The following is a 20,511-nucleotide window of genomic DNA, read 5'->3' as shown; positions in this document are numbered from 1 at the left end:
AGTAATGGGTACCAAACGCAATTCTATCAACTTCGTTATAATCTGCTTTGCCTTAGCGAAGCTGTTAATGCATTTTGCGGCTAACGGTAACTATGGCTTACATGCTGATGAACTTTATTACCTGGCCCTCAGCAACAAGCCGCAGTGGGGATACATCGACAACGGTCCGTTCATCGTGTGGATGGTCAAGCTATCCGGTTTCTTATTCGGCGAAAGCTTATTTGCCTGGCGATTACTGCCGAGCCTGGCGGGCACGGCAATTTTAATCCTAACCGGTAAAATGGCTGAACGCCTTGGAGGCGGCAAGCCGGCAGTTGTAGCAGCCTGTATGGCAGTGCTTTGTTCGCCAGCCTTCACAGCAACTACTTATCTGCTGCAACCTGTCATTTTTGATCAGTTTTTCTGGACGGCTATTGCCTATTGCATTATAAGCTACAACGCAACTAAACATACTAAGTACCTGTATTTAGCTGCTGCTTGTACCGGCCTGGGTTTGTTAAACAAGTATTCAATATTGCTGTATCTGGCCTTCTTTGTTCTGCCTTTAATTTTAAGCATCAAACAATTAAGAAAACCGGTAAACTTTTTTGTATGCTTAGCTATCATCACCATTATCATTTTACCAAATGTTACCTGGCAGATCAATCATGGCTTCCCGGTATTTAATTATCTAAATGTGGTAACACATCGGCATATTTATAGTAGCCTGGGCGATTTTATCTTCCAACTGGTATTTTTTCATGGCGCTGCAATGGCTGTGTGGTTGGCCGGAGTAGCGTATCTGCTCACTACTAAAGATTGCATTAAACAGTATCGCGTAGCGGGATATGGTTTTTTAATTATGCTGCCTGTGCTGTATCTGCTTAATGGCAAACTTTATTATATCATGGGTGCGTTCCCTTTCTTAATGGCGATAGGAGGGGTTTGTTGGGAAAAAATGTTGGTGAGAGCCGCAGCTGCTGTAAAGATTTCATTGGTAAGTAGCCTGGCACTTGTTGCTTTGATAGCTTTACCGGTTGTGTTGCCGATCTTGCCTTTACCAATGACTAAACAATACATCGGTTTGATGAAAAATTATACCCCTATAACCCAGCCCTTAGTATGGGAGGATGGTAGGATACATCCTTTGCCGCAATACTTTTCAGATATGTTAAGCTGGCAGGATATGGCAACTAAGGTAATTAAAGCAGCAAGACGGAGCGGCGGGCATGAAAGTATTCCGGTGGTGTACACAGAAAGTTATGCCGCCGCAGGTGCCATCTGTTATTACAGTAAAAAGCCCTTAATTCTGGTAGCCGATGCAAACAGCTTTGCGCAGTGGTCGCCAATTACGTTGCCTCCACGAATCATCTATATCTCGCAGGAGAACTTGAAGATAGTTTCTTCGTATGCTGACGCGGTTACAAGATTTAACGGTATTACAGACGATTGTGCCAGTGCATCGCAATTGCATATCTATTTACTTAGCGGGCCAAGCAGTCGGTTTACAGACCGTTACCGAACTAATAAAAGTAAATTTGTAGCTGATCGCAAACCTTTAATTTCTGAGGATATCAAATTGACGGCTGAACGTTTAGTTTATTAATGCTTTGCTTTGGCCCGGTGGAAGCGTAAACCAAAAGGTACTGCCTTTGCCAACCTTACTATCAACTCCAATTTCACCGCCATGGCCGTGGATAATTTTGGCGCAAACATATAAACCCAAGCCCATGCCTGAGTATTGCGCACTCCTTACATCTGCTCGGTAGTAGCGGTCAAATAAAAACTTGAGTTTCTCTTCTTCTATGCCCTTGCCCTGGTCAGTGATGCTCACTTTGATCATTTCGGTTAATGATCGGTTTACATCAATGGTAAGCATTTTTGATTCGCTGGCATATTTAAGCGCATTATTGATAAGGTTTATCATCACTTGTTCTATTTTGCCGGTATCAGCATAAACAATTGCGGCACTTTCGCCGGTGATATTTACCTTGGTGTTTGCTATGTTTAAGTTGCCTGCCGTCTCATGTATCAATTGCACGACATCAAAAGTAGAGGCATTGATGGATAATTGTCCTAATCCAATGCTGTTAGCTTCCAGCAGGTCGGCGATGATCTTATTTAGTTTCTTTACGTTTTTAAAGCAGGAATTTACCAGTTTGATAAGTGAACTATTGTCAGACTGCCCCTTCAACAGCGCACGTTCTATAACCTGTATGTTTGCAGATAAACTTGTTAGCGGCGTTTTCAGCTCGTGGCTGGCAATATTTATAAAATCGTCTTTTTGTTGTTGCAGCAATTTCTGGTCGTTAATGTCGGTACATGTGCCAAACCATTTAATGATCTTGCCATGCTCATCAAAATAAGGTGCTGCCCTGCCTAAAACCCAAATATATTCGCCGGTGTATTTTCTTAAGCGGTACTCAATCTCGTAAGGCGTCCCGGTTTGTAACGAATGCCTCCAGGTATTCCAGGCGCGTTGCTGGTCGTCCGGGTGAAAAACCTGGTTCCAGCCCTCACCTTCGCTTTCCTCGTAAGATGTCCCAGTAAAATCGTACCAGCGCTGGTTATAATATTCGTGCATACCATTGGCATCTGTTACCCAAACCATTTGAATAATGGCATCAGCCATCTGCCGCAATAGCATCTCACTTTGTCTTATTCGTTGATCAGCAATTTCCTGTTCGGTAATGTCGATCATGCTGGCAACAAACTCAACCAGAGAACCGTCTATATGCAGCGGCACCACCTTCATGGATAGCCAATGTAAGCCATTTGCCTTATCTATAACACGGAACTTGGTCTCGTACGAGCCACTGTTCTTAACGGCATCATGAAATAATTTGCGTTGTTCATCAGTATCATCAGGATGGATGGCCTTGAAGGTGCCTGCCCCTAAATTTTCATCGTGAGAGGTGCCTGTAAGTTTCATCCAGGCATCGTTAACATAAATACAAGATACACCTGCAGAACGCCATATCATGTACGGCGATTCATCTGCCAGAGCCTTAAAATACCGCTCTCGTGATTTGAGGAGTTTACTTTCAGTAACATCAGTTATGGAATGGATGATGTATTCAAGTTTACCATCAAGCACAACCGGTGTGTTCACCGGTACCCAGAAACGTTCTACAAATTCACCATCATCAGGAAGTCTTACAGGGTAGCGCTGCACCGGCATTTCATCCTTGCAGAGCGTTGCAATCACTCTTTGAAAAGATGCCGTCAAGTTTTGTTCACCGTCGGCTAACTCGTCACCCGGTACATTAGGAAATACCTCAAATATACCCTTACCGATGATCTCATCGCGGGTAGTGTAAGTGGCTTCATTGTAAGCCTCGGTAATTTCTACAATGGTAAAGGTTGGATAATTTGGCAAAACCACGAGGTAATTACCGGGCAAATTTTTGATGATTGCCAGCAGGCCCTGGGGATCTTTAACCTGTGTGATATTCAATTACTGTAAGTTTGGACGTAAATGTAACTGTAAATTCTGAAACAGAGATTTTGTTTGCAGCAAATAGCAACTTACACTTATTGAAATTCATTGCTACCTTTGCCCATCAAACCTATGCAAAAAAACCTTTATCTATTTCTCTTTTTCGCAATTATAAGTTTAACATCCTATGCCCAATCCAAGGGTAACCTTACCGGCTCTGTTACCGACCGCACAACCTCACTTGGGCTGGCTGATGTTAACATTGTGGTATCACCGTCTGGTAGCTTCTCTGCCATTAGCGATTCGCTTGGGCGGTTTAAGATAGAGGGCATACCGGTGGGGACGTATACTTTTCGTATTTCGCGTTTAGGGTACAAAAGCGAAACGGTTTATAACATTGTCATCTCATCCGGCAACGAGCAAACCTTTAACGTAGAGTTGGATAGGATTGATACCCTCAATGAAGTTAAAATTGTTGCCGCAAGATCTGCAACGGCAGCAACACTGGCGACACCCCTATCTGTTCAGCGCCTCACTGCCGAAGAGATCAGGAGCAATCCGGGCGGTAATTTTGACGTGTCACGCGTAATACAAGCCCTGCCCGGCGTTACAGGTACAGATGGCAGCAGCGGTAGTTTTCGAAACGATATCATTATACGAGGCGGCGCACCCAACGAAAATGTTTTTTACCTGGACGGGATAGAAATGCCGGTGATCAACCACTTTTCAACCCAGGGAAGCAGCGGCGGCCCGGCCGGCATTTTAAACGTATCTTTTTTACAGGATGTTAAGCTAAGCAGTTCGGCCTTTGATGCACGTTACGATAATGCATTGAGTTCCGTTTTACAGTTCACCCAAAAGAACGGCAATACGGACAGGTACCAGGGCAATGTAAGGCTAAGCGCATCTGAGCTTGCATTGACCACTGAGGGGCCTATCTCACCCAAAACTACGTTCCTTGCCTCGGTAAGGCGCTCATACCTGCAATTGCTTTTTTCGCTTTTAGATATACCTGTACGGCCAAACTACTATGATTTCCAAACCAAGATAACGCATAAGCTCAATCCAAAAACAACACTTACATTTATTGGGTTAGGGGCTATAGATGAGTTCAAATTCGGAACAATCAAAAACGCCACACCCGAAAAACTTTATAGTCTTGCCAATTCGCCCAGTATCAATCAATATAACTATACCATTGGCGCTACGCTTAAAAGATCTTTAAGGAACGGTTTTTTCAACCTGGCATTGAGTAGAGACGTGCTGAATAACCGGATAGAAAAATACGATGATAACGATCAGAACGATCCTTCTAAATTGAGATTGGATATCGGCTCGCGCGAGATAGGGAATAGGTTACGTGCGGATTTTAACTTTAGTAAAGATGGTTGGCAATGGTCGTACGGCGCAACTGCCCAATACATTCAGTCCAACAATGATTATTACCAGCGCTATCGCGCCCAATTAAATGATGAAAATGGCAATGTGACGCAGCCCGCACAAATATTTCAATCGCAGGCGGCATTAAATTATTTCAAGTTTGGTGCCTTTGCACAAGCAGGCAAACGTTTTTTAGATAGCAGGCTTGGTGTAAACCTGGGTGTACGCACCGATATGAACTCCTTTACTTCAGACGGTATGAATGCCGGACGCACGCTTTCGCCTCGCATATCGTTCACATATGCACTTGCCGAACAATGGAACCTGAACGCATCTGCAGGTATTTACTATAAATTACCTGTAAATACAATTTTAGGCTTTACCGACGCAAATGGTAATTACCTGAATAAATCTGCCATTTATACGCGCAGCACGCATTATGTAGCGGGAGTAGAGTTTTTGCCGCGGGCGTCAACACGTTTTACCCTCGAGGTTTATAACAAGCAATACAGGAACTATCCTGTATCTGTACGCGATGGTATTTCGCTGGCAAACGAAGGTGGCGACTACAACGTGGTGGGCAACGAAGCCGTAGCAACAATCGGCAGCGGGCAGGCTTATGGTATCGAGTTTTTTGCCCAGCAAAAACTGACAAGCCGGTTTTTTGGTGTACTGTCTGCCAGTGTCTTCAGGAGTAAGTTTACAGGTCTTAACGGCAAGTATGTGCCATCTGCTTTTGACAGCCGTAGATTGGTATCGCTTACTTTGGGATATAAATTGCCAAAAAATTACGAGATCGGGCTAAAGTTCAGGTATGCAGGCGGTGTGCCCTACACGCCGTTTGATGATGCTGCCTCAAGGGCCAATTATCTGACCACCGGGGCGGGCGTTTATAATTACAGCCAGGCAAATACGTTAAGGCTCGGACCGTTCAACTCATCGGATATTAGGATAGATAAACGTTGGAACTTCCGGAAAACCAGTTTTGATCTGTACATTGATGTAACTGATTGGTATGGTGCCATCTTCCCGGCTTATCCGGATTATACGTTTGCCCGTACAACTGATAACACCGCCTTTTTAACAACCGACGGCAAACCTATACGCCAGGACGGCTCTAACGCTGTACCTCTTTTGCTAAGAAATACTTCGGCCGGCACCCTGCCAACCATTGGCTTTATCTGGGAGTTTTAACTTTCGGTAGAGTGTAACTTGACCGAAATAAATTGATATTTCTGTTACTAAGTCCACGAGGGCTCATTATATAGATTTAAAGATCATTAAAGTGCCCAATCAACCCTAAGCGAGCTACTTGTCTTGCTTTTTTACGTTATACCTATTTTCGAAGATGAAATTTAAATAGCTAACTCTTAGTGCTTTATTAATTAATAATATTTTTTATTGTACTTAAAGTTAACAAAAAGATTGTGCTACCCGTTTAAGGGTTAGTAGCGTTAATTATGTTTCTCTTTGAGAAAACATAATTGACACAGTGAGCATGTCTATCCCCCATAATCATGAAATTGTTAACAAATCAATCCGCTTTACCTAAACACACACACATTCGAGAAATTCCTCAATGATGTGATGTTATGAGATATTTTACAATTGCTATAGCTATTCTGTGTTTTTTTGTAAGCAACAAAGTTTATGCACAGGGTTGCTTAATCCCGAATTACGACCCTTATAATAAAGTATTTAACGTACCCACCTCAACCGGCGCAAGAACGTTTCTGGCAGGTAACGGCCGCAACTTTGTATTGTGGCAGGGTGTCTGTGGGCCGCATACTTATGTTGCAACAACAAGCAGCCCAAATGGTACCTGCACAGTACAAGGTATCATACAAACAGGAACGTACTACCCAACTGTTTCTACGCCATTTACCAGTCCCTGTCCAGTTCCACTGGATGACCATATATGGGTTGTCTTGTTTTTAACGTGTATCCTGTCATTTTTTATGCTGAAACAGAATAACACAAACCATGTAAAAACGTAAAAATATTCCTAAGGATGTACGGTTGCCCATCCTTCGTATTGGCGCAGGATAATTTCGCCGTTACCACTCGGCACATAAGAGATAAAATCAAAGAGTGTATTTTTATCTATATGTCTTTCTCTTACTGTGTTGCTGCATTGTGCCAAAATTACTCCTTTGGCTTGTAAACCTTTTAGCGCTTGCTCAAAGGATCCGCTTTTTTGATAGGTAGCTACGCCATCGCCGAAAGCTATGAGCTCTATGTTCAATTTGCTTTTTAAACGTGGGTCTTCAAGGGCGTTATTGATGTTTCTGATCGTAGCACCTATCTTTTTTTCATCACTTGAATTTATGATGTAAAGTGCATCATAATGATTTAGTTTAGGTTGTGCACCTGTAAAGGCGGCAGGATCGTTGGTTTGGGCTACCGCTGGTTTCATAACAAAAATGCCTGCGGCAAGTACCAGTAATCGGAATAGTTTTTTCATGAGTTTTTATTTTTGTAGGTTAGTAACTGAACTCATCGATCGGCCGTTATGTGCGGCTTTGATTGGCGCAAACGGCCCATACTTATGCTGTTTTTCGCTAAAACTGTCTGGATATGGTCCAAATGGAAAATCGATCGGTTTTTTATTTAAATCTTTCCAATCGCTATGCTGGTTTTGATGAGCACGGGGCTTTGATTCTATAAATGCAGCTACATCCCAGGCCTCCTCATTTGTTAGTTGCGGATTTTGGTAAGTGGCTCCAAGTGGCATGTTGTTTTTCACGAAGCCTGCGAGATTGCCAAGGCGGTACATCCCGGCTCCATCATTGTAGCTATGATTGCCCCATAATGGCGGGTAGGTGTAAGAGGTACCATCGTGCGACAGAACTCCTTCGCCATTTTGCCCATGGCAATTTTGACATTTAAGCGAGTATACGGCATTGCCTTTTGCAGTATCTGCTGCGAATTTTAAATAAGGCAGTTTCTCAGTACTTGCTCCGATCAGGTTGACGCCATGTTTACCATCCTTACCGACCCAACGCATATAAGCTAATATAGATCGAATTTCGCGGCCAGAGGTATCTGGCGCTTTTCCATTTAAACTGCGTTCAAAACATTCCACCAACCTTTCAGCCGGCGATTCGATCTTTCCGGCTCTTCGGCTCATTTTAGGATAAGCGGTGATAAAGCCGCTAAAATTATTGCCATATGGACGAGTGCCTGCATCTAAATGACAATTTTGACAGTTCATGCCGTTTGTGATTTTTGCTATTGTTCCCTTAGGTCCTAAATATTTGCTCGTATGAACAATTAGCTCCCGGCCATATCTGATTATTTCGCCTTCTTTTCCGGTAGGTATAGTTTCATCTTTCGGTGCTCTCCAAGTATTGGAAGTTATTTGATGTAAGGTGCTTGTTCCTACGCCAGATCCACCATTTGCCGTAACTTTACTGTTGCCTGATTTTGATAATTCAGGTCGTTTTCTTGTCATCAGAGTTACAGTAGCTATAGTCACACAAGCTGCGGAAAATATTACAATATAAACGAGATATTTTGGCAATTTGGTAATGGCTTTAGTGTATTCATCCTTTTGCCGCGGCTTTTTGATGAGTAGCTATTAAGAAAGACTAAATATACTATTGTAATATTGATATAAAGCCCCATAGTTTCGATAATGCCCTGAGAAAAATTTTAAGCCATCAGCATGTGATCAAATTCCAAAAATACCGATCCAACAGATCGGATGTAAAGAAAATTTTTATAGAATAATCTACTTTAAACCGGCAATGCGCGGAATAACCTTCTTTTATTTGGGTAAATCCAGACTTAAATAAACCTCATTTTCATATTGGCAATGTTTAAAGCTGTGCAACTTTTGCACAGCTAAGTTGGTAATTCACCACTATTGGTACACACATTTCTCTAAAATTCACGATTGGTGATACAACCCCTTAAATCAGCCATTTTCTTGCCTTGGCTTGTGTAATTTAACATCATAATATTTATTCGATATCCGCATAAATATTCTCTTTAAAAAGAAAGCGCTTTATGTAAGCGAAATGGCGAAGCTATACTTTAACCCGAAAATGCCGCAGTCTTTCTTTTTGTAAAAGCATAATCAATCTTAAACAATACGGTCTATTATGAGCAAAAAGCGCGTGCTGCTGCTTGGGATTAATTTTTCTCCCGAGCTCACTGGCATAGGAAAATACACCGGCGAAATGGCCGAATGGCTTGCCGGCAACGGTTTCGATTGTACTGTGGTAACGTCATTCCCGTACTATCCGCAATGGAAAATGCAGAAACCTTACACGGGAAAATGGTATAAAAAAGAAGTATCGGTAGATGGCAATTTGTGTGTTTACCGGTGCCCTTTGTATGTACCTGCTTCGCCAACAGGTATTAAGCGCATTTTACATGAACTAACGTTTTGCTTCACCGCATTTTTTGTTTTGCTGAGGTTGTTTTTTAAACCATCAAACGATATCGTCTTTTGTATGGCTCCACCTTTTTTGCTTGGCTTTTTAGGCCTATTCTACCGTTTTTTTAAAGGCGGTAAATTGGTTTATCACATCCACGATATGCAGATAGAAGCAGCCCGTGATTTAAACATCCTGAAGTCTGACGCATTGTTCAGATTTCTATTTAGAATAGAGAAATATATTCTAAATAGCAGCGATTACGTAACCACTGTTGCCGTGGGAATGAAAAAGAAAATTGAGCTTAAAACCAGGCATAACGTTATACATTTTGCCAATTGGGTGGCTATTGAAAACTTTTGGCCCCTTAAAAATGACACATCTGCAAAGCAGCATTGGGGCTTTAAAGAAACCGATAAAATAGCCCTCTACTCGGGTGCGATAGGAGAAAAGCAGGGGCTCGAATCGCTTATAACCGTAGCTGAAAACCTGAAAAATGAACATCATATTAAAATTGCCATATGCGGCACAGGGCCATACAAAGAGCGCCTGATGCAAATGACAGAAGAGAAGAACCTGGATAACATCGTCTTTTTGCCGCTTCAGGAGATGGATGTTTTTAATCGCTTCTTAAATATGGCCGATGTGCACCTCATCATTCAAAAAAGAAAAGCAGGTGATTTAATGATGCCCTCTAAACTAACTAACGTACATGCTGTGGGCGGCCTTGCATTGATAACTGCCGACCCGGGCACTAATTTACATGAAGTAGTAACCGAGCACAATATCGGCGTACTGATACCTGCGGAGGACGACAAAGCTTTACAAGATGCAATAGTAAGGTGTTGTGCTGATGACTTCACCCCGCAAAAAAGGAACGGCCGTATTTATGTGGAACGGCATCTCGCCCGTACCAGTATATTAAAAGCATTGTTAGCAACAGTAAGTGGCGATTCCGTAAACGCAGATGCGAATCCTTCTATGGTTAAACCGGTACTTAGCTAAGGTAGTGGTATGAAACAAGTGGTATTAGTTTTCAGGAAACCGTTTGAAGGGCAGGTAAGCATTGAGTATTTATTTTACAGCTTGTCTTCTTATCTGAAAGAACAAAACGTAAGTATCATAAACAGGCAGCTGTCGCATTACAGCAAGGGTTTGCTTAACCGTTTGCGCAACGTGTTCACAATAACGCATTATCACAAAAAAATAATTCATGTTACCGGTGATGTGCATTACACGATACTGGGCGCCTGGTTTAGCAAAAGAATTCTTACCATACACGATCTGGGTTTTATGTTAAATAAAGGCCCGGCGGCCAAATTCACATACTGGCTTTTTTGGATCTACCTGCCGGTAAAATTTTCGCACCAGGTTACCGTAGTGTCAGAAAACACTAAACGAGATCTGTTGAAGTACATCAATGTAGAAAATTCAAAGGTTACGGTAATAAGCAATTTTATTGATGCCATTTACAAACCTGTTGTTAAACCAAAATGTAATTTATCAACCATTCAATTGCTGCAAATTGGTACTGCTTTTAATAAAAACATAAGCCGTTTGCTGGATGCTTTAGAGGGGCTTGATTGTGTATTAACCATAATAGGTAAACTAACTGATAACCTGAAAAAACAGTTAAAAGAGAAACAAATAACATACAGGAATTTAACTGATCTGAGTATTGATGATCTGTATCTCGAATATCAGCAGGCCGACTTACTGTGTTATGTCTCTACCCTTGAAGGTTTTGGTATGCCCGTTTTAGAAGCACAGGCAACCGGGACCCCCGTAGTGTGTTCAAACTGCTCATCAATGCCCGAAATAGCGGGGGATGGTGCTTGTTACGTTGATCCGTACGATATCGCATCAATAAGAAACGGTATTGAACAGGTTGCCAACGATAAACAATTAACCGCAAAACTGATATCAAGCGGCCTTATAAATGTCCGGAGGTTTTCTAAGGATGCCGTTGCAAAAGCTTACCACAAGATTTATCAGGACCTATAATAAAACCATTTAATATTTATGAAAATACTGCATGTTATCGGGGCATTTGATAAAAAGCTCGGAGGCACTTATTCCGCTATACTTTCTATCATAAGGATTGAAAAAGCCTTGGGCTTTGATAATGAGGTGCTTTCGCTTGTTTCAAACGGCCAGGAGTATGACAGTGAACTTGATGAACTGGTGCACTTGTTTCCGCCATCTTTTCCCTATATGTTCAGTAACTCGTTGCGGGCAGATAACTGGATGACAAAAAATATTAGCCGCTTTAGCCTGGTTATAATACATGAAGTGTGGGGAGCTACAGCCATAAAAGCAGCTCATAAAGCACATAGAAATAATATACCCTATGTGATTTGGCCGCACGGTTCGCTTGATCCGTTTGATTTGCAAAAGAAACGGTTACTGAAAAAGCACCTCGCCAGCAAGTTTGTAAAGTCCGTAATATGCAACGCAGCTGCTATTTGCTGTACTTCAAAACTCGAAGGCAATTTATTGCAAACTTACAACGAGCCCAATGGTAACATTTACACACTGCCATTGCCCATTAATTACGAAGGCAAAGGGAACAGACAGGCATTCAGAGAACGCCATAAGATAGGTAAGAAAGACTTTGTGTTGCTGTTCTTGTCAAGGGTTGACTATAAGAAGGGACTTGACCTGTTGCTAAAAGCCGTACAAATGTTTATAGATCGATCATGGACGTATAACACGCGGATATTAATAGCCGGAAAAGGCAGTGAAAGCTATGAAACTTATATCAAATTTCTGGTTAAAGATTTTCAGATCGAGAAATACGTGATTTTCGGTGGGTTTTTAAGCGGGCAGGATAAAGCTGACGCCTACGCAGGGGCAGATTGCTTTGTGCTGCCATCTATGAATGAGAATTACGGCATTGCGGTTATAGAATCGTTGCAATCTGGTTTGCCGGTGCTGATATCAGATAATGTCTACATATGGGAAGATATTGTACCTGATGGCGGATGGGTATGCAAGCATCAAATAGAATCAATCTATGCACAAATAATTGAGATACATAAAGCTTTTTTAAGCAGAGAAATTGAAGACAAAGACCCAGTTGCAGTAGGTAATAAATTTAACCAGGAAAGCCTAATGCCCCTATATGCCGCATTTTATGACCGCATGCTGCACAAACGATCTCAACCTGTAATTAACCAAGAATTATTTATATAAACCATGCAGTACCAAGATTTAAGTTCATTTACTGTGCCGTCAAATTTTCGCGGTCGGTCAAAGGTAGTAGTACAGCTTTGGTGGTTAGTGCAGAGTACTTTTTTTGCATTATCACCGCAGGTTTTTTTTGGCTGGCGCCGGTTTTTGCTGCGACTATTTGGGGCCAAAATTGGCAATAATACCTCTATCAGGCCATCGGTTAAAATTACTTATCCCTGGAAGTTAACCGTTGGTTCTAATACCTGGATAGGCGATGATACAACGCTTTATACATTAGGAGAGATCATCATAGGTAACAATGTTGCCATAGCGCACCGTGTTTACTTAAACACCGGCGGCCACATTTATACAAAGCCAACATTTGATATTTTCTGCGAACCTATCATTATCGAAGACGAATGCTGGATCACTAATGATGTTTTCGTGGCATCGGGGATATCCATAGGTAAGGGAACCATTGTTGGCGCGCGTAGTACAGTACTGCATAGTCTTCCATCAAATAAAGTATGTGTGGGATGCCCGGCCCGCCCGGTAAAAGACCGCATACCTGTTCCATCAAACGAATTTAATAACGCTAAAGATCTGTTGAATGTTTAAGGTATTAGTAACCGGTGGTTCGGGGTTTATTGGCACCAACCTTATCACCAATTTGCTCAAAGATAATTTTCAAGTGCTTAGTGTTGATATTGCCCTACCGGCAAATCATGATCACTTATCTAAATGGGAAATGCTGGATATTTTAAATTATCAGGAGTTGGAAAAAACAGCTCTTGCATTTGATCCTCATTTTATTGTACATCTCGCGGCGGTAACTGATCTTAATGGTAAAACATCAAATTATTACCACACTAATGTTGAAGGCACACAAAATGTGATCAAGGTAGCTGAAAAATTACCGCGCTTAAAAAAGATAGTATTTGCCTCTTCAATGTACGTTTGTAAACCCGGTAATGTACCGGCAGATTATAAAACCTTCAATCCTCACACATTGTATGGCGAAAGTAAGGTAGAAGGGGAACGCCTGGTTAATGAAATTAAAGATGCTAACTACAAATGGGTAATCATTAGGCCCACATCCATATGGGGCCCATGGTTTAAAATACCTTACATTGATTTTTTTGATGTGGTTTACAAAGGTAAATTTGTAAATTTTAATAAAATATGCACAAAAACTTACGGCTACGTAGGTAATACGGTTTTCCAGATACGGTTACTGATGGCCGCCGATGATGTGTACAGCAAAACATTTTACCTGGGAGACATGCAACCAACACCAATATCAGAGTGGGCAAACGAGATCTCTGAAAAACTTGGTAAAGGCCGGGTAAAATCAGTCCCTTTTATTATCGTAAAAGCAGCAGCATTGTTTGGTGATGCTTTATCAAAACTTAAAATCAGTTTTCCTCTTACAAGTTTCAGACTTCAAAATATGATGACAGATAACATATTTTCTTTGAAAGACCTTTATGCAATAACCGGCGACGGGCCTTACACCCGTGCCGAAGGTACCACAGAAACTATTAAATGGCTGGTAAAATACAGAAGTTACCGCTTGCCTGCTAAAGCAGATATATCTGCATAAAATTAATCTGCTACCAATAATTCTTAAAGCTAAATTTATGCAAAACAAGTACCTGTATTTTCTTCGTTTGGCTTTGTTTGTGTCTGATTGTATCGCACTTAATCTGGCTTTTTTTACTGCTTCAAATATCGCGGATATTCAACGTGGCAACAGTTTTAACGACTGGAAGTATTCATATTTTGTTATCATACTTATTTGGGTTATGACCTCAACAGTGTTTAAACTGTATCAATTAAACCCGATTAATAATTTCAAGGGAGTTGTATGGGCAACCGTGCAAAGCACGCTTATGCAGATATTTATATTTCTTGCATACGCCAATTTTGTAGGTACCGAACATATTTGGTATTTCCTGTTGATCTTTATCACAGTTTTATTTTCGGCGTTTATTGTAAGCCGCTACCTCTTCATGATAACCGAGCCTTTTGTAAATAAGTTTTTTGGGCCCAAAAAAACGATTTCATTGTTTGAGCTCTATTCATCAAACAGGCAATTGGCACCTTACTTAAATAGTTATGCCATGCATCATCAGTTTGAGGCGGTGACCATTGACGGACATAAAGATTGGGAAAACGAAAATGAAGCATCTGCTTACCGTCACTTTTTTAAAGAATCAGCAGAAAAGGGGTTAAGTGAGGTGTACGTATCATTACCAACCGTAAATGCCGAAATTACTGCTCAGTTACAAAAAGAAGCAGATCGGTATGGTATAAGGCTAAAGCTGATCTATAATTATAACAGGTTCATTCAGTCACCATTTTTGACAAATATAGGTAACATACCAGTTCTAAGTCTTCGGAAAGAACCTTTAGAGGATATCAACAACATAGTGGTAAAACGCCTGTTCGATATTGTCTTTAGCTTGTTGGTTATAGTATTTATTCTCAGTTGGCTGTTTCCCATAATTGCTTTGCTAATAATCTGTGAAAGCAAGGGTGATGTGTTCTTTAAGCAAATGCGTAATGGTTTGAACGGAAAGCAATTTCAATGTTACAAGTTCAGGAGTATGCGGATAAACAGCTTTGGCGATGTTCTGCAAGCCCGCGAAAACGATAGCCGTATCACTACCATAGGTAAATTTTTACGCAAAACCAGTATTGACGAGTTGCCGCAGTTTTGGAATGTTTTGATTGGTAACATGAGCATTGTTGGCCCAAGGCCCCATATGCTTAAACACACAGAAGAGTACCGCGCGCTTATTAATAACTACATGGTTAGGCATTACTTAAAACCAGGCATAACAGGCTGGGCACAGGTAAACGGATTTAGGGGCGAAACCCAAACGCTGGATCTGATGGAACAACGGGTAGAACACGACATCTGGTATATCGAAAACTGGTCTACCAAACTTGATGTGCAGATCATATACAAAACCTGTTTCAATATTTTTAAAGGCGAAAGTAAAGCTTACTAATTTTCGTAACCAACAACCAATATATAACCCCAAAGTTCATAGCATAGCGATTGCACTTGCGTCCGTCCCGTAATGTGCGATCCTGCTGTGGGCAAACCCAGTAGTTCTATCCAGATGAATATCGTAAACTCTGTTAAATACGACTATATAATTATTGGCGCTGGTTTGGTGGGCTTATCGGTTGCATATCAACTTAAATTAAAAAAACGTAGTGCTAAAGTACTTGTCATCGAAAAAGAATCTACAGTAGCACAGCATCAATCAGGTCATAACAGTGGTGTTATCCATAGCGGCATCTATTATAAGCCCGGGAGTTTAAAAGCGCAAAACTGCATTGCGGGTTACAAAAGTCTTTTAGAATTTGCCAAAGAATACGGTGTCCCATTTGACATATGCGGGAAAATCATCGTAGCCACCAAAGAGCAGGAAATTGATCGGTTACATTCCATTTACGAGCGCGGTATAGCGAATGGTTTAACAGGAGTTAAGTATATCTCAAAAGAAGAAATAAAAGAAATTGAACCGCATTGCGCAGGCATAAAAGCATTACACGTACCGCAAACAGGTATTATTGATTACCCTGCTATGGCTTTGACCCTGCTTGATCTTTATCATAAACTGGATGGAGAATCTCGCTTTGGTGAAAGTGTTATAAAGGTTGAATCGAAAAGTGATACCAATGAAGTGGTCACAACGGCCGGTAGTTATACAACTAAAAAGTTGGTAAGCTGCGCGGGGTTGTTTTCTGACCGGATCGCTAATTATACAGAGACGGAAAATGATCTGAGGATCATTCCTTTTAGGGGCGAGTATTACGAACTGAAAAAAGAAAAGCAATATTTAGTTAAAAATCTTATTTACCCGGTGCCTGATCCCAATCTTCCTTTTTTGGGCGTACACTTTACTCGTATGATAGGTGGCGGGGTTGAAGCAGGGCCAAATGCAGTTTTAGCTTTTAAACGCGAGGGCTACAAGTTCAGCGATTTTAACGCACGCGATTCTTGGGAAACCCTAAGCTGGCCGGGCTTTTGGAAAGTGATGGGCAAATATGGTAAAACAAGTATTGGCGAGATACATCGTTCATTGTCAAAATCAGCTTTCACAAAAGCACTGCAAGTTTTAGTGCCCGAAATTACTGAGGCCGATATGGTAAAAGGCGGGGCCGGTGTGCGCGCGCAAGCCTGCCACAGGGATGGCAGCCTGGTTGATGATTTTAAGATTTTAAATAAAGGCTCTATAATTCACGTTCTTAACTCACCGTCGCCGGCGGCTACGTCATCTTTAGCAATTGGCAGATATATACTGAATGAAATAGATTGAAAACTGTTGCATCCTTTAAATGACAGTTCATAATGCCCCCTCATTAAATATTGCTAATCCAATTAAGTATGACCCATGTTACGGAAAAAGACGTCCTCGGTTTTTTAGAAAACAAGATAACACATCACGTCCGCGAGATACATCGCATAAAAGAAATAATATCTGCCATTAATGATAACTATCTCGAAAGTATGGAGGCAACCAGCAGTATGCTTGAGGGGCTTTCGTCAGAACTGCTTGCAATCGGGCATCAAAGGCAGGTAGCAAAGACTCCCGGAAGATATAAACCACTTGTTATACCGGAAAGTTACAGGCCGCAATTGTCATTGAGTTTAAAAATAGCTTTTGTACTTAGCAAGATAAATGCAGGCGTTAAAGATGAAATAGCCAGCCATTTAATGTTGCTACAGCCCGAGTTACAATTAGAACCGCTGATCAAACATCTTTCTACTGTATTGTCTGATCTGAAATCTAAAAATTTGTTGGCCACGATCAAGGACGGAAGACGATATCGCTACAGCCTGGTGCAAAACAGTCATTAATCTTCATATCAATATCCGTTAATCATGATCAAGCAGCTGGTAACCGTAGTAATACCAATTTATATGGAGAAGCCCACAGCGCTTGAACAAGTTTCATTGGCACAAACGCTAAAAATTCTTGGTAAATATCCTATAACATTCATGACAACGGTTGATCTTAATGTTAAATGGTACGAAGATTTTTGCGCGGGTAAAGGCAAGATAATATTTGAAAGGTTTGCCTGGAAAGGGTACGAACAATTTAGTGTTCTACAAAGCAGCCCTGTCTTTTACAAGCGTTTTTCACCCTTTCAGTTCATACTTATATGCCATTTAGATGCCTTCGTATTTACCGATCAATTGGAGAAGTGGTGCGCCAAGGGTTACGATTATGTAGGCTCTGTTATTTACAACCCTGTATTCAATTTTAAAAACACAACCATCAGAAAACTAACGGGCTTTACCCGGCCCGAGTATTTTGGCAACGGAGGTTTCGGTTTAAAAAAAGTGAATACCTATTACAACATCACTTCTAAGTTTAAAATATATATTGATCTCTATCATTTTATACGAAAGCTTCGCAAGAATCCCTTTTACGACGATCTGTTTTTTACACAGCATTTTCCTAAACTTTCACCGTCATTTACCATAGCACCATTAGAAATGGCGCGTTGGTTTGGTGCTGCATATGAGGATTTTATTGAAAGCGAACTTCCTTTCAGCAATAAAAAAAGTGCAACACTACCATTTGGTATTCATGGCTGGATACAGCACAATCGTGAGTTTTGGCTGCCGTGTATAAGAGAATACGGTTATACAGTTTAATATTATTGATTATGCGATTGTTAGACACCATAAAGCTTGATATTAAAATAAATAGTTGCAGCAGAAAAGCCACAATAGCGGTTGTACTGTTTAGAGTAGCTCATTCTGTAAAAACGCGTAAATCTTTATTGGCGAGGTTGTTAGGCCTTCCGGTGCTCGCAATATATCAGTTATTAATAGTTTGGTTGTGGGATATCGATATTCCCAGCGAAACCGAAATTGGTGTCGGCTTTAATTTAGCACATGGCAGCAAGGTTGTGATAAATGGTGCAACTAAGTTAGGAAACCATGTATTGGTCCGCCAGGGTACAACTGTAGGTAATAAGAGTGCCCATATAAATGATTCGCCCGTAATTGGTAACCACGTTAATATTGGCGCAAACTGTGTAATAACAGGCGGCATATCAATAGGCAACAACGTAACCATTGGCGCAGGCACTGTAGTAACTAAGTCAATTCCATCTAATTCCATTGCATATGGTAATCCTTTAAAAATTGTAGGTAAAACCATAATTGGCAAGGTAAATCCTACAAATTTTAAGCGGATCCAACTTGTTGAAAAACAAGGTGAAATGTTGAACAACGGTTTGTACACAAGTGCATAATTGACATTATATGATAACACGCCTAAGCAGTATAAGCCAGGAGAAACTCCTGTCGGTTTTTGTTGATTATCTCGATATAGTTTACCTGGCCAAAACTCACTTTGTTGAGCGTTTTTCAGAAGTATCTGATAGTGCAAACTTTAACGATTTAAAGGCTGCTATCGATGAGAATGTGTACGATATCAGAAACCAGATAATGCGAATTGAGGCTATCTACATTATTATAGAACGTGACCCCGACATGGGTGCATGTGATGCATTTGTTAATATGGCCGAGGAAGCATTTTACAAGATTCAAAAAAACAGTATTGATACACAGATAAGGGACCTGAATATTCTTTTTTACATGCAAAGTATCGAAAATATGGAAATAGCAGCGTTTCAGGTTTTGCAATTAATAGCAACCAGGCTTAAGTTAAAAGCGGTAAGGGCTATGCTTCGCGAGAGTTTTGATGAAGCGAAAGAAGATCGTGTGCTGCTCTTATCCATTATGGGAAAAATGATAAACGTTTGATCTGCGAACGTATTTTGACAATGAGTATCAAGTTCTTTATAAAAATAATGATCAGTTTAATTCAGGAATTAAACGGTTGCATGGTACTTGCTGCCGTTTATAAAAAACTGCTTTTATGTTAGGGTCTTTAGCAAAAGCGTTAACAACGTTATTTATGCTGACGGGATTTGTGCAACAGGTGAAGGCAGTTAACGTAAACAACCCCAAAACCGCTGCCCAATATGTTTCACCTGAAGATTATGGCGCTGCCGGAGATGGAATAAAAGACGATACACGTGCTATTCAAAGCATGTTTAGCAGCGCGACATTAAAAAAGCTAAAAGTTGTAATCCCTGCGAAAACATACAAGATCACCAGAACTATAAGCATTGTGCCGCCAGCCGGTTCTAATGAGTTTAGGCTGGATGTAGAGGCTAATGGGGATAACGTATTTTTATACGGTGGCTCAACAGGCGCATGCCTGCGTATCGTAGGGCTTCGTTTTTCCACATGGAAAGGGGTAAAAATAAAGTTGTTAAATGCTCCAAACATTGTAGGTATTGATCTGGATACTGATGGAACTGCTCATTCTACCTCAAATATTAATTTTACAACATGCCATGTAAGCTTGGGTAAGGGTATAGGGCAGCGGGGCTGGCGCATAGGTGCAGTATCTAGTGGTGGTGCTGATATCAGTATAATAAATTGGAATAACTGTTCTGTATATGGCAACTATGGCAAAGTAATAAATGGGCAAATTGGCTGGCATAACGAAGGCCCAAATTCTCTAAATAATGTTCTTAATACTTGTTTTGGCGCGTATCTCGACAAGTTTTTTAGCAATACATCAACAGACACTAAGAACACGGGTAACGGTGCATTTTATTTTTATGGTACCGGCACATCACACAATAACCTGGAGTTTGAAATATCAAACGCGCAAACATATTTGATAAACGGAGGCCGTTTTGAACTCGGCAAACACATGCTGGTTGTGCATAACGGCAACGTTGCCCCGGCTATTATCTTCAGAAGTATTGAAATAAGCAATTACAACCCAGCGGAAACATCTGACCTGATGAACGGCTGTTTGTTTTTTTTGGATATGCCTTGTTCTCTGAAAATCGATGGCTGCAATATTGGTAATCAAACCCCCTATACCGAAAAAATGATAAGGGCTTTTGGTGGGGGGGAAGGAAAAGCCATTGGTACAATTATTATTGATGGCGGCAGCATTGCAGCGCTTAAAAATAAATTTTACCAGGTGAATTTGAATAAAACCAAATGGAGTGTTTACCTGCGCGGTGTGGGTCGCCTTGTAAAGGGTGTCCGCTCAGATATGATGGATGATAAGGCAGGTATGGTTCAAAAGTAGA

Annotated in this window: 18 protein-coding genes; 15 read left to right on the top strand and 3 right to left on the bottom strand. The window is 41.0% G+C overall.

Features of this window, described 5'->3' with window-relative positions; genetic code table 11:
* Window positions 1-4: 4 nt before the first annotated feature.
* Window positions 5-1,585 carry an ArnT family glycosyltransferase gene (locus FPZ42_RS08275; RefSeq protein ID WP_146270234.1) on the top strand — a complete coding sequence of 527 codons (1,581 nt, stop codon included), beginning with the start codon at window positions 5-7 and terminating at the stop codon, window positions 1,583-1,585.
* Here the strand turns inward: FPZ42_RS08275 and FPZ42_RS08270 are convergent.
* Window positions 1,574-3,436, bottom strand: coding sequence for a PAS domain-containing sensor histidine kinase (locus FPZ42_RS08270; RefSeq protein ID WP_146270232.1), 1,863 nt, complete (start codon window positions 3,434-3,436; stop codon window positions 1,574-1,576). The genes FPZ42_RS08275 and FPZ42_RS08270 overlap by 12 nt on opposite strands.
* A 114-nt stretch (window positions 3,437-3,550) precedes the next feature.
* Between FPZ42_RS08270 and FPZ42_RS08265 the strand changes: the two genes are divergently transcribed.
* The gene (locus tag FPZ42_RS08265) at window positions 3,551-5,992 is read left to right on the top strand and encodes a TonB-dependent receptor (RefSeq protein ID WP_146270230.1); all 2,442 of its coding nucleotides are present in this window, start codon (window positions 3,551-3,553) and stop codon (window positions 5,990-5,992) included.
* 398 nt (window positions 5,993-6,390) lie between these two features.
* A complete protein-coding gene (locus FPZ42_RS08260) occupies window positions 6,391-6,795 on the top strand; it encodes a hypothetical protein (RefSeq protein WP_146270228.1) in 405 nt (134 codons plus the stop codon).
* An 8-nt stretch (window positions 6,796-6,803) separates the two neighbouring features.
* Here the strand turns inward: FPZ42_RS08260 and FPZ42_RS08255 are convergent, their stop codons facing one another.
* Window positions 6,804-7,262 (bottom strand): DsrE family protein, encoded by a 459-nt coding sequence (locus FPZ42_RS08255; RefSeq protein WP_146270226.1) that lies wholly within the window; start codon window positions 7,260-7,262, stop codon window positions 6,804-6,806.
* 6 nt (window positions 7,263-7,268) lie between these two features.
* Window positions 7,269-8,321 (bottom strand): c-type cytochrome, encoded by a 1,053-nt coding sequence (locus FPZ42_RS08250; protein WP_261382253.1) that lies wholly within the window; start codon window positions 8,319-8,321, stop codon window positions 7,269-7,271.
* 583 nt (window positions 8,322-8,904) lie between these two features.
* Between FPZ42_RS08250 and FPZ42_RS08245 the strand changes: the two genes are divergently transcribed.
* The 12 genes from FPZ42_RS08245 to FPZ42_RS08190 all read left to right on the top strand — a co-directional run bounded on the left by FPZ42_RS08245 (window position 8,905) and on the right by FPZ42_RS08190 (window position 20,510).
* The gene (locus FPZ42_RS08245) at window positions 8,905-10,185 is read left to right on the top strand and encodes a WcaI family glycosyltransferase (RefSeq protein ID WP_146270224.1); all 1,281 of its coding nucleotides are present in this window, start codon (window positions 8,905-8,907) and stop codon (window positions 10,183-10,185) included.
* Window positions 10,186-10,194: 9 nt separating this feature from the next.
* Window positions 10,195-11,184, top strand: coding sequence for a glycosyltransferase family 4 protein (locus FPZ42_RS08240; protein WP_146270222.1), 990 nt, complete (start codon window positions 10,195-10,197; stop codon window positions 11,182-11,184).
* 18 nt (window positions 11,185-11,202) lie between these two features.
* Entirely contained in the window at window positions 11,203-12,375 is a 1,173-nt protein-coding gene (locus tag FPZ42_RS08235) for a glycosyltransferase (protein ID WP_146270220.1), read from the top strand.
* A gap of 3 nt (window positions 12,376-12,378) precedes the next feature.
* The gene (locus FPZ42_RS08230; RefSeq protein ID WP_146270218.1) at window positions 12,379-12,972 is read left to right on the top strand and encodes a WcaF family extracellular polysaccharide biosynthesis acetyltransferase; all 594 of its coding nucleotides are present in this window, start codon (window positions 12,379-12,381) and stop codon (window positions 12,970-12,972) included.
* Window positions 12,965-13,957 carry an NAD-dependent epimerase/dehydratase family protein gene (locus FPZ42_RS08225; RefSeq protein WP_146270216.1) on the top strand — a complete coding sequence of 331 codons (993 nt, stop codon included), beginning with the start codon at window positions 12,965-12,967 and terminating at the stop codon, window positions 13,955-13,957. The genes FPZ42_RS08230 and FPZ42_RS08225 overlap by 8 nt, the downstream gene beginning before the upstream one ends.
* A gap of 37 nt (window positions 13,958-13,994) precedes the next feature.
* Window positions 13,995-15,371, top strand: coding sequence for an exopolysaccharide biosynthesis polyprenyl glycosylphosphotransferase (locus FPZ42_RS08220; protein ID WP_146270214.1), 1,377 nt, complete (start codon window positions 13,995-13,997; stop codon window positions 15,369-15,371).
* Between the two features lie 72 nt (window positions 15,372-15,443).
* Window positions 15,444-16,691, top strand: coding sequence for an L-2-hydroxyglutarate oxidase (gene lhgO, locus FPZ42_RS08215; RefSeq protein WP_222431553.1), 1,248 nt, complete (start codon window positions 15,444-15,446; stop codon window positions 16,689-16,691).
* Window positions 16,692-16,759: 68 nt separating this feature from the next.
* Window positions 16,760-17,233 (top strand): hypothetical protein, encoded by a 474-nt coding sequence (locus FPZ42_RS08210; RefSeq protein WP_146270210.1) that lies wholly within the window; start codon window positions 16,760-16,762, stop codon window positions 17,231-17,233.
* A 24-nt stretch (window positions 17,234-17,257) separates the two neighbouring features.
* The gene (locus FPZ42_RS08205; RefSeq protein WP_146270208.1) at window positions 17,258-18,037 is read left to right on the top strand and encodes a DUF5672 family protein; all 780 of its coding nucleotides are present in this window, start codon (window positions 17,258-17,260) and stop codon (window positions 18,035-18,037) included.
* A gap of 11 nt (window positions 18,038-18,048) precedes the next feature.
* Complete coding sequence (locus FPZ42_RS08200) at window positions 18,049-18,642, top strand: serine O-acetyltransferase (RefSeq protein ID WP_146270206.1); 594 nt, start codon at window positions 18,049-18,051, stop codon at window positions 18,640-18,642.
* A 10-nt stretch (window positions 18,643-18,652) separates the two neighbouring features.
* Entirely contained in the window at window positions 18,653-19,156 is a 504-nt protein-coding gene (locus FPZ42_RS08195) for a DUF892 family protein (protein ID WP_146270205.1), read from the top strand.
* A gap of 115 nt (window positions 19,157-19,271) precedes the next feature.
* Window positions 19,272-20,510 (top strand): glycosyl hydrolase family 28-related protein, encoded by a 1,239-nt coding sequence (locus FPZ42_RS08190; protein ID WP_186458723.1) that lies wholly within the window; start codon window positions 19,272-19,274, stop codon window positions 20,508-20,510.
* Window position 20,511 lies beyond the last annotated feature (1 nt).

This window comes from Mucilaginibacter achroorhodeus, from assembly GCF_007846095.1.
GTDB classification, from domain to species: Bacteria; Bacteroidota; Bacteroidia; order Sphingobacteriales; family Sphingobacteriaceae; genus Mucilaginibacter; species Mucilaginibacter achroorhodeus.
The sequence above is the reverse complement of the archived record's forward strand: the minus strand, read 5'-3'. Positions and strand labels throughout refer to the sequence as shown.

Excerpts from the sequence above, each read along its gene's own strand:
- FPZ42_RS08275 (WP_146270234.1), top strand. The coding sequence starts at position 5 with ATGGGTACCAAACGCAATTCTATCAACTTCGTTATAATCTGCTTTGCC.
- FPZ42_RS08265 (WP_146270230.1), top strand. The coding sequence starts at position 3,551 with ATGCAAAAAAACCTTTATCTATTTCTCTTTTTCGCAATTATAAGTTTA.
- FPZ42_RS08260 (WP_146270228.1), top strand. The coding sequence starts at position 6,391 with ATGAGATATTTTACAATTGCTATAGCTATTCTGTGTTTTTTTGTAAGC.
- FPZ42_RS08255 (WP_146270226.1), bottom strand. The coding sequence starts at position 7,262 with ATGAAAAAACTATTCCGATTACTGGTACTTGCCGCAGGCATTTTTGTT.
- FPZ42_RS08245 (WP_146270224.1), top strand. The coding sequence starts at position 8,905 with ATGAGCAAAAAGCGCGTGCTGCTGCTTGGGATTAATTTTTCTCCCGAG.
- FPZ42_RS08240 (WP_146270222.1), top strand. The coding sequence starts at position 10,195 with ATGAAACAAGTGGTATTAGTTTTCAGGAAACCGTTTGAAGGGCAGGTA.
- FPZ42_RS08235 (WP_146270220.1), top strand. The coding sequence starts at position 11,203 with ATGAAAATACTGCATGTTATCGGGGCATTTGATAAAAAGCTCGGAGGC.
- FPZ42_RS08230 (WP_146270218.1), top strand. The coding sequence starts at position 12,379 with ATGCAGTACCAAGATTTAAGTTCATTTACTGTGCCGTCAAATTTTCGC.
- FPZ42_RS08225 (WP_146270216.1), top strand. The coding sequence starts at position 12,965 with ATGTTTAAGGTATTAGTAACCGGTGGTTCGGGGTTTATTGGCACCAAC.
- FPZ42_RS08220 (WP_146270214.1), top strand. The coding sequence starts at position 13,995 with ATGCAAAACAAGTACCTGTATTTTCTTCGTTTGGCTTTGTTTGTGTCT.
- lhgO (WP_222431553.1), top strand. The coding sequence starts at position 15,444 with ATGTGCGATCCTGCTGTGGGCAAACCCAGTAGTTCTATCCAGATGAAT.
- FPZ42_RS08210 (WP_146270210.1), top strand. The coding sequence starts at position 16,760 with ATGACCCATGTTACGGAAAAAGACGTCCTCGGTTTTTTAGAAAACAAG.
- FPZ42_RS08205 (WP_146270208.1), top strand. The coding sequence starts at position 17,258 with ATGATCAAGCAGCTGGTAACCGTAGTAATACCAATTTATATGGAGAAG.
- FPZ42_RS08200 (WP_146270206.1), top strand. The coding sequence starts at position 18,049 with ATGCGATTGTTAGACACCATAAAGCTTGATATTAAAATAAATAGTTGC.
- FPZ42_RS08195 (WP_146270205.1), top strand. The coding sequence starts at position 18,653 with ATGATAACACGCCTAAGCAGTATAAGCCAGGAGAAACTCCTGTCGGTT.
- FPZ42_RS08190 (WP_186458723.1), top strand. The coding sequence starts at position 19,272 with ATGTTAGGGTCTTTAGCAAAAGCGTTAACAACGTTATTTATGCTGACG.